The organism is Nocardia sp. NPDC058497 (assembly GCF_042720195.1).
In the GTDB taxonomy this organism is placed as follows: Bacteria; Actinomycetota; Actinomycetes; order Mycobacteriales; family Mycobacteriaceae; genus Nocardia.
This window is the reverse complement of the sequence record NZ_JBHXMY010000212.1, coordinates 1-9,193: the sequence shown is the minus strand read 5'-3', so window position 1 is coordinate 9,193 and position 9,193 is coordinate 1. Positions and strand designations below refer to the sequence as shown.

General features: G+C 66.8%; 9 protein-coding genes. 8 read left to right on the top strand and 1 reads right to left on the bottom strand.

The genetic code is table 11. The annotated features are described in order from the left end of the window. Window positions 1-322: 322 nt before the first annotated feature. The 8 genes from ACFWPJ_RS16255 (at window position 323) to ACFWPJ_RS16220 (ending at window position 8,649) form a co-directional block, all read left to right on the top strand. Window positions 323-946 (top strand): isochorismatase family protein, encoded by a 624-nt coding sequence (locus tag ACFWPJ_RS16255; RefSeq protein ID WP_378852045.1) that lies wholly within the window; start codon window positions 323-325, stop codon window positions 944-946. Continuing rightward, a complete protein-coding gene (locus tag ACFWPJ_RS16250) occupies window positions 943-2,817 on the top strand; it encodes an anthranilate synthase family protein (protein ID WP_378852042.1) in 1,875 nt (624 codons plus the stop codon). Before ACFWPJ_RS16255 ends, ACFWPJ_RS16250 begins: the two co-directional genes overlap by 4 nt. Continuing rightward, complete coding sequence (locus ACFWPJ_RS16245; RefSeq protein WP_378852039.1) at window positions 2,814-3,161, top strand: hypothetical protein; 348 nt, start codon at window positions 2,814-2,816, stop codon at window positions 3,159-3,161. Before ACFWPJ_RS16250 ends, ACFWPJ_RS16245 begins: the two co-directional genes overlap by 4 nt. A gap of 4 nt (window positions 3,162-3,165) precedes the next feature. After that, window positions 3,166-3,987 carry a PhzF family phenazine biosynthesis protein gene (locus ACFWPJ_RS16240; protein WP_378852036.1) on the top strand — a complete coding sequence of 274 codons (822 nt, stop codon included), beginning with the start codon at window positions 3,166-3,168 and terminating at the stop codon, window positions 3,985-3,987. Window positions 3,988-4,016: 29 nt separating this feature from the next. After that, the gene (gene phzG, locus ACFWPJ_RS16235) at window positions 4,017-4,697 is read left to right on the top strand and encodes a phenazine biosynthesis FMN-dependent oxidase PhzG (RefSeq protein WP_378852033.1); all 681 of its coding nucleotides are present in this window, start codon (window positions 4,017-4,019) and stop codon (window positions 4,695-4,697) included. A gap of 55 nt (window positions 4,698-4,752) precedes the next feature. Next, a complete protein-coding gene (locus ACFWPJ_RS16230) occupies window positions 4,753-5,853 on the top strand; it encodes a phenazine antibiotic biosynthesis protein (protein ID WP_378852030.1) in 1,101 nt (366 codons plus the stop codon). Then, window positions 5,853-7,229, top strand: a complete 1,377-nt coding sequence (locus ACFWPJ_RS16225; RefSeq protein WP_378852027.1) for an aldehyde dehydrogenase family protein — start codon at window positions 5,853-5,855, stop codon at window positions 7,227-7,229. The genes ACFWPJ_RS16230 and ACFWPJ_RS16225 overlap by 1 nt, the downstream gene beginning before the upstream one ends. A 358-nt stretch (window positions 7,230-7,587) precedes the next feature. Next, window positions 7,588-8,649 carry an Lrp/AsnC family transcriptional regulator gene (locus ACFWPJ_RS16220; protein WP_378852025.1) on the top strand — a complete coding sequence of 354 codons (1,062 nt, stop codon included), beginning with the start codon at window positions 7,588-7,590 and terminating at the stop codon, window positions 8,647-8,649. On the opposite strand, the gene ACFWPJ_RS16215 is transcribed toward ACFWPJ_RS16220, so the two are convergent. Then, window positions 8,639-8,968 (bottom strand): hypothetical protein, encoded by a 330-nt coding sequence (locus ACFWPJ_RS16215; protein ID WP_378852022.1) that lies wholly within the window; start codon window positions 8,966-8,968, stop codon window positions 8,639-8,641. The genes ACFWPJ_RS16220 and ACFWPJ_RS16215 overlap by 11 nt on opposite strands. Between the last annotated feature and the right edge of the window lie 225 nt (window positions 8,969-9,193).

Genomic DNA, 9,193 nt, shown 5'->3' with positions numbered 1-9,193 from the left:
GTCGGTGGTGATCTGGTGGGCGCGGATGTGGTCGGGGTGGCCGTAGCCGCCGCGCCGGGCGGGGGGGGGGCCCCCCCGCGCGGGGGGGGGGGCGGGGGCCACCCCCCCCCCACCCACGCGGCCCGCGGTGCTGGTGGGGGTCGACGACGAATTCGTGGCACGGCGGGGTACCGGACGGTGGACGAGTCTGTGCGACCCCCGGCTCAACGCCACCCAGGCCGCCGACGTGGTCGCCGCGTGGACGACAGCAGTGGACCGAGTCGGTGCAGCCCGAGCCGTGCCGACCGGACTGACCGGGAACTGAGAAGGAAGGAGCGTCTCGATGGCTGGAATCCCGAAGATCCCCTCATATCCAATGCCTACCCGAACAACGCTGCCCGCCAATGTCGCGCAGTGGACCGTCGATCCGGAACGTGCCGTGCTCCTGCTGCACGACATGCAGAGCTTCTTCCTGAAGCCGCTGGCCTCGCCGTTGCGTGACGAACTGGTGCACAACAGCACGATGCTGCGCAAGCGGTGTGTCGACCTCGACGTGCCGATCGCCTATACGGCACAACCAGGGGGGATGACCGACCGACAGCGGGGCCTGCTGAAGGACTTTTGGGGGCCCGGCATGAGCACCGAACCCCACGAGCGCGGGGTAGTCCCCGAGCTGGCACCGGAGGCTTCCGACTGGTTGCTGACCAAGTGGCGCTACAGCGCGTTCCACAACTCCGATCTGTTGGCGCGGATGCGTTCGGCCGGTCGCGACCAGCTCATCCTGTCCGGCGTGTACGCGCACGTCGGCGTGCTGACAACAGCGCTGGATGCGTTCAGCCACGACATCCAGCCGTTCCTGGTCGCCGATGCTCTCGCTGACTTCACCGAAGCCGACCACCACAGCACACTCGCGTATGCGTCGCTGTGTTGCGCGATGGTCGTCCTGACCGAGGACGTGCTCCAGTGACGGCGCCCGCCGACCGTGATCTGCTCGGTCAGATCCTCACGGCGCGGACCTCCGCCTTCGCGCTCGTCAGCCGACCGGAGAGTGGCGTCGCGGGCATGCTCGACGTGCTGGTGGGCGAGGTGAGCGAGGTGGCGTCGTTGTCGGAGATCCCGCTCGCGGCCGATGCCGAGGGCTGGGATGTCCTGGCGGTCGTGCCATACCAGCAGCTGGCCGAGCGCGGATTCGATGCGCCGAAGGACGGCACGCCACTGCTGGTGATGACCGTCGGGAGCCAGGATCAGGTGCCGGTCGCCGTCGCGCTCGACCGCCTGCCGAATGCACCGACCGTCGCGGTCGGGGGGCACTTCGATCTCGACGACGACGCCTACGCGGACCTGGTCCGGCGAATCGTCGGCGACGAGATCGGCAAGGGCGAGGGTGCCAACTTCGTCATCAAGCGATCCTTCCTGGCAGACATCAGCGATTGGACGCCGCAGGCCGCGCTCTCGTTCTTCCGGCGGCTGCTGCAGCGAGAACAGCGGGCCTACTGGACCTTCATCATCCATGACGGGGAAAGGTCGCTGATCGGCGCGACACCCGAGCGGCATGTCTCGCTGCGCGACGGGACCGCCGTGATGAACCCGATCAGCGGTACTTATCGCTACCCGAGCAGTGGTCCTACCCTCCAAGGCGTCCTGGACTTCCTGGCCGACGGCAAGGAGACGGACGAGCTGTTCATGGTGGTCGACGAAGAACTGAAAATGATGTCGCGGATCTGTCCTGACGGCGGTCGGATAGTCGGTCCGGACCTGAAAGAGATGAAACGGCTCGCGCACACCGAGTACCTGATCGAGGGTCGGACCGAGATGGACGTGCGGGAGATCCTGCGGGAGACGATGTTCGCTCCCACGGTCACGGGTAGCCCGCTGGAGAGCGCCGCCCGAGTGATCGCGCGGTACGAGCCGCACGGTCGCCGCTATTACAGCGGTGTCGTCGCACTGATCGGCCGCGACCCGCAGGGCGATCGCCGGCTCGACTCCTCGATCCTCATCCGCACAGCCGAGATCGACGCCGGCGGCCGGATGCGGATCGACGTCGGCGCAACCCTGGTCCGCCACTCCGACCCGTCGGCCGAGGCAGCCGAGACCCGAGCAAAGCTCGCCGGCCTGCTCGACGCGTTGGAGCCGCAGGCAGGCACCACCGGTTTCGGGACGCATCCGGAGGTCCGGGCCGCGCTGCTGCGTCGAAACGAGAGGGTCTCCGACTTCTGGATCGGGCAACGCGACCCACTCTGCTCGGGAGTGCCGAAGCTGCCTGATGTGTCGGCCCTGATCATCGATGCCGAGGACACCTTTACCGCGATGCTGGCCGCGCAACTCGAGTCGCTCGGGCTAGCGGTGGAGGTGCGGCGCTTCGACGAGCCCTACGACATGGACAGCTACGACCTGATCGTGCTGGGTCCAGGCCCCGGGGATCCGCGGATCGCCGCGCACCCCAAGATCGCTCACCTTCGGTCGGCATTGGACGCCGCGCTGGCGGCACAGCGTCCGGTGCTCGCCGTATGCCTGAGTCACCAGGTACTCAGCATCCGGCTCGGCCTCGAACTGCGCCGCCTGGAGCCGCCCAACCAGGGTCTGGCGCGGGAGGTGGACCTGTTCGGCGTCCGCGAGCGGGTCGGTTTCTACAACACCTTCGCAGCCTTCTGTGATCAGGACAAGATCGAGGTCGACGGGATCGGCCCGGTCGCGGTGAGTCAGAACGCCGAGACCGGCGAGGTGTACGCCTTGCGCGGCCCGCGTTTCGCGTCGATGCAGTTCCATGCGGAGTCGGTGCTCACCGTCAACGGGCCGCGCCTGATCGCGGATTTGATCCGTGGGGTGCTCGACCAATGACAGTCACCATCGTGTGGTGGGATCTGGCCGATTCCGCCGCGACGATCGAGTCGCTCGAACAGGACATGCGGAGCTCGATCGATGCCTGGTACGAGGTCGAGGGCCTGCGCGTGAAGCTCTGGATCGCGGACCGGGAGAACAATCGTTGGGGCGCGGTGATGTGGTGGGCCCCAGACCGTCCCGCCGATCGGCCGCGGCCACCGAACCGGGCAGCGGAGCTGATCGGCCGTCCACCGACCCACCGGACACAGTTCGAAGTGGTCGCCACAGCCGAGGGGAATCACTCGCGGAATCCCCGCCCATCATCCCTTACCGACTATCCCGAGCGGAATCAGCATGCATGACTATGTGGTCGTCGACGCGTTCGCCCGTCGGCCGCTCGACGGCAATCCAGTCGCCGTGTTCTTCGACAGCGAGGACCTCACCACCGACCTGATGCAACGCATCGCCAATGAGATGCACCTGTCGGAAACCACTTTCGTCCTGCCGCCGAAGTGCGGCGGCGACGCTCACATCCGCATCTTCACGCCGGTCAACGAGCTGCCTTTCGCCGGGCACCCGATGCTCGGCACGGCCGTGGCGCTCGCCGAGAAGCTCGGCCAAGACAAGCTGCAACTGGAGACCGCAGTGGGTGTCATCCCGTTCCGGCTCGGGACCGACGACGGCGCCACGGAGGTCTGGATGGAGCAGCCGCTGCCCCGATGGGAGCTGTACGAGCACGGCCCCGAACTGCTGGCGGCGCTCGGCGTGGAGACGTCGATCGCGCCGGTGGAGGCCTATCGGAACGGGCCGCGGCACGTGTTCGTCGGACTGCCGGACATTCCCGCGCTCTCCGCGCTGTTCCCGGACCACCGGGCCTTGGCCCGCTTTCCGGACATGGCGGTCAACTGCTTCGCCGGTGCCGGCGCGCGATGGCGAATCCGGATGTTCTCGCCGGCCTACGGGGTGGTCGAGGACGCGGCGACAGGTTCCGCCGCCGGACCGCTGGCGATCCACCTGGCCAGACACGGTCTGGCCGGATGGGAGCAGGACATCGAGATCGAACAGGGAATCGAACTGGGACGCCCTTCGCTGATGCGGGCCATCGCCTGGGGCGGCGGCGAGCAGGCTTCGGCCGTGAACGTCAGCGGCCACGGCGTCATCGTCGCTCGCGGAACTCTCTGCATCTAGTAGTACCCGAATTCAGCAAGGAGCCCTGCATGGTCACGGGTCAGCACGATATGAAGCTAGAAGGCACGAGCTCGACATCGAGCCGGTTCGAGTCACTCGGGGGCGCCGTCGATCTCGATTTCCCCGAGTACGACCGGCCACCGATGCAGCCGCTGGACCTGGTGCGTAACTGGCTGGAAGACGCCGTCGAGCGCGGTGTCCGCGAACCGAGGGCATTGGCACTGGCCACCGCGGATGTCGGTGGCATCGCCTCCAACCGCATCGTGGTGATCATCTCGATCACCGATCAAGGACTGGTCTTCGCCAGCCACAGCGACAGTCAGAAGGGCCGTGAGATGGCCGCGACAGGCTGGGCGTCCGGGCTGCTCTACTGGCGGGAGACCGGTCAGCAACTCATACTGTCCGGCCCGGTAGCGCCGCTGCCGGAAGGCGAGTCCGACGCGTTGTGGTCGGCCCGGCCGATCCCGCTGCACGCCATGTCGAGCGTCAGTCATCAGAGCGCACCCCTGGCAGACGTAGCGGCGCTGCGGGCCGAGGCCCTCGAGCTCGAGATGCAGAACCGGGCGCTTCCGCGGCCGGATTCCTTCGTCGGCTATTGCCTGAGGCCGACCGTGGTCGAGTTCTGGAGCGCGGCGTCCGACCGTCTGCACCGTCGCCTGCGGTACGACCACGGTCCAGACGGCTGGCAGACGAGTCGGCTGCAGCCCTGAGAACGACCGGAAACCGGCTTCACCGACACACTGAGAGAGAAAGGCATTACAGCCGATGACAACTGCGACCGAGACGATCTTGGATCTCCCCTTCGATGTCACTCCCGACCCGGATGAGTTCATCCGGGCGGCGATGGAATGGCACTTCAACCCTGAGACCGGCTGCGCGTTCTGGCTGGAGCGTGCGAAGACGCTCGCCTTCGACCCGCGAGCCGACGTGCGGACCCACTCGGACTTGCGGCTGTTCCCGAACGTCGCGCCCGAACTGCGCGAAGCCCGGGCCGAGGACCTGATTCCGAAGGGCTACGGGAAGGTTCCGGACCTGATCGGGTTCTACGAAAGCGGTGGCACCACGGGCACCCCGAAGCGGGTCGTGCTGATGCGTGACTGGATGGACCGCATGGTGTCGTGGAGCAACGCACACCTGGACAAGCACGGTGTCGCCCGCGGTGTGAACTGGCTGGGGATCATCCCCACCGGCCCGCATGTTGTCGCCGCGCTGTTCCATCAGCACGCCCGCACGCACGGCACGCACGGCTTCACGATCGACCTGGACCCGCGCTGGGTCAAGAAGCTCATCGCCGACAAGCGGTTCGCCGATGCCGACGCCTACGCCGGGCATGTCATCGATCAGGCTGTCGACGTGCTGCGCACCCAGGATGTCGGCCTCCTCACGATCACCCCGCCGCTGCTGGAGCGCATCGCCCGCGACGACGCGCTGGTCGACTTGGTGAACTCCAAGGTCAAGGCGATCCGCTGGGGCGGGACGCAGATGGACCCGGACTCGCGCAACCTGTTCAAGAACGAAATCTTCCCGGACATAGTGATGTGCGGCGAGTACGGCAGCACGATGATGATCGGCGTCGCGGGTGAACGCGCGGGCCTGGACAGCGGCTCGCCGTGCGTCTTCGACCCCTTCTCGCCGTACGTCACCTTCACGGTCGTCGACGCGAAGACGGGCGAGCCCGTGCCGTACGGGCAGCGTGGCCAGGTCGTCGTCAACCATGTGAGCAAGTCCTTCCTTCTCCCCAACAACCTCGAACGGGATCTGGCGACCCGGATGCCGCCGGTCATGGGCGCCGTCGGCGACTCGGTGGCCGACATCGCGCCGGTCGCCACCTTCGAGGACGAGGCCGTTATCGAGGGCGTGTACTGATGACCGGCAGTGCCCCGATCGACATTCCAGCGCTGGGGCCGTCCGGTGAGTTCCGGGCGGTGAACCGGCTGTCGGTCACCGACGTCAGCGGTGCCGGCCTCGCCGAGGTGAGTCTGGTCCCGCCGGTGTTCGTCCATCGAGCGATGGCCGCGCTGCACCGGGCCGAGACGCTGCCGGCGGCAGACCGGGCCGCCTTACTGGCAGAGGCAGCTGAATTGTTCGAGCATGCCACCATTGGCGGGCTGTCCCCGGCGGACTACCAGCATGCGGTCAGCCGGGCCGGCGGGGTGCCGATCTCGTCGGTGCGGCAGGCGAACGGCTCAGTGGCGCAGCGGGTGGCGAACGCCTTCGACAGCGCGCACCACGCCCGGCCCAGGGGAGCGTCGGCGGACTGGCGGCATCCTTCCACGCGAGCCGGTCGAGCTGTCTGGGTCCGGCGCGGGTCGGTGTTCGCGGTCCACGCGGCCGGAAACCATCCGGGCACCCACGCCATCTGGCCGGAGGCCCTCGCGTTGGGCTACCGGGTTGCGGTCCGCCCGTCCAGCCGGGATCCGTTCACCCCGTATCGGCTGATCACCGCACTGCGCACTGCCGGATTCCCGGCCGACCACGTGGTACTGCTGCCCACCGACCATGTCGGCGCCGACGCGGTGTTGGGCGGCGCGGACCTGGGCATGGTCTATGGCGGTGCCGACGTCGTGGCGAAATACCGAGGCAGCCAGGTGTTACCGCAGGGACCGGGGCGGTCGAAGATCCTCATCACCGCTGACACCGACTGGCGCCGGCACCTCGACGTCATCGTCGAGTCGGTGGCCGACCACGGCGGCACCGGCTGCGTGAACACCAGTGCCGTGCTCATCGAGGGCGACCCCGGTCCACTCGCCGAGGCCATCGCCGAACGACTGGCCGCGATGCCTAGCCTGCCGCCGGAGAACTCCAAGGCGAGCCTTCCAGTTCAGCAGGTATCGGCCGCCCGTGCGACCGAGAGCTATCTTCTGAAAACCGCGGCGGGCGCGCGGGCGTGGCTCGGCGGTGACGGTGTGGTCGACGAACTCGGCGACGGCAGCGCAGCCCTCCGTCCGGCGGTGTACGAGGTGGGCGACCCCACCGCCCCGCAGATCGGCGTCGAGCTGCCGTTCCCCTGCGTCTGGGTGGCCCCCTGGACACGCACCGCCGGTGTCGTCCCATTGCGTGACACGTTGGTGCTCACCGTGCTGACTCGCGACGACGAGCTGGTGGGCCGACTGGTGGACGAGCCGACGATCCGCAACGTCTACCTCGGCGACCGGCACACCCACTGGATGGCGTCCGGGGTCCCCCACGACGGGTTCCTCGGCGACTTCCTCATGTGGAACAAGGGCATCGCCACGATGTAGTCTCCGTGCGCCGAAGAATGAGGCGGGCTTCTGGTAGCGCGGCGGTGCGATTCCGCTGCGCTGCTGGGAGCCCGCGATCTCCACCTTTGACCGACCACTGCGGACCGTGATCTAATTTTCACAGCTGGGCCGCGCATGGGGGCGGCTCGCGTCCAGGCTGGGGGTTCGTGTGCAGTGCAACGGTTATCGTGCGACCAGCAGTGGGTTCAAGGGTCTCGAGAAGACGCTGCCTGAACTTGTTCGGACCGTCGGCCCATCGGCCAGACGCGCCACGGCCCGTTAGGCGCTGACAATCTCTGTTCGCGGGAACGCCAAGCCTGTCGAGGTGCTCCCATCCCTTGCTATCCGAGGAAAACGGGTGTCGCAAACCTTGCTGAGCGTCCCTGGCCCGCAGGCAATGGTCGCCACGGTCGATGAATTGGACCACCGTATTATTCACGCCCTGCGCATAGACGGTCGGGCGCCGTTCAGCCGGATCGCCGAAGTTCTGGACGTCTCCACCCAAACCGTCGCCCGACGCTACCGGCGGCTGAGCAGCGAGATGTCGCTTCGCGTTGTCGGGGTGGTGAACCCGCGGCGACCGTCAGGTGAGAAATGGATTCTGAGACTCACGGCCAGCCCGAACACCGCTGATCGTGTGGCGCAGAGCCTGGCTCGTCGTGACGACACCACATGGGTACGGCGGATGTCCGGGGGAAACGAAATCTGCTTCGTCACGGTCACGAACTCCGCGGCGAACCATTCGCTGCTGTTCCACGAGATCCCTCGCGCGGCCAGCATCACCGAGGTGTCGGCGCACCGCCTGCTGCATACCTATCTAGGCGGTCCCACCGCATGGCAGGGGCACACGACCGCTCTCACCAACGGGCAGCAGGAGCAACTCCGCCAAGCATTCGACTCGTCAGTTGGCGCTGACGAACACGAGCCCCTCACGTCTCTGACCCAGGCGGATTGGCACCTGCTGACCGCGTTGCAGCGTAACGGCCGCATCAGCTACACAGACCTCGCCGCCGAGACCGGCCTGTCATCCTCGACCGTTACGCGCCGACTCGCTGCTCTGCAGGCGGGCGGCATGCTCTCCTTCGACGTCGAGATCGGTGCGGAGGTGTACGGCATCACAACGCAAGCCCTGCTGTGGATGTCGGTCGCCCCCGCGCACCTGAACCAGGTGGCGAGAACCCTGATCCAACACAGGGAACTGGCCTTCCTGGCCTCTACCACCGGCCCGACCAACCTGGTGGCCCTCGTCTTGTGCAGGACGCCCACTGAACTGCATGACTACCTGGCCCATGGTCTCAGTGCGCTGGACTCCATCCGCATGCTCGAGACAAGTCCTGTCCAGAAGACCCTGAAATCCTGCAGTCCGTTCCTGCGCGGCAGCCCCAGGCTGGGAAATGGCCCGCAGGGACTCATGGGGTGAGGAGTTCGCACTGCTTGATGACCAGCACTGTTCCGTCCTCGCTGAAGACCCGACATTCTCCCCTGACGGTGACTGTGACGCCGAGGGGGACGCTTCGCACAAGCCGAAATGATTCCTTTTTTCGGTGGTCGAACGGCAGCACGAAGATGGCGAGGTGGGGGCCGTCGGGGACATCTGACACCTCCATCACCGGCGTACCAAATCGGCTTTCGCCTGTTCGGATCGAGATTCCCTCGAGAGTGAGGAATTTCCCATAGTAGGCACGCTCGGCGGCGGCGCGGTCCGCGGTGAATTCGTTGTGGAGGTCTCGAATTTTCATTGGTTACCGCCTTCTCTAGTCGCGTGATCCTGCTGGTCTTACTCGAGTCCACCGGCGTGCGTTCAATCGTTCGCCGGTCGACGCTGCGCACCGGTCTCCTGCCGAACCCAGGTCCGCAACGCCAACTAGGGGAGAGGTGGGCGCTCACAGCACGCGCAAGAGCTCGGCGCGCCTCGCCGAACCCCCCCCAAACAACTAGAAAAACACACACACAACACACAACAC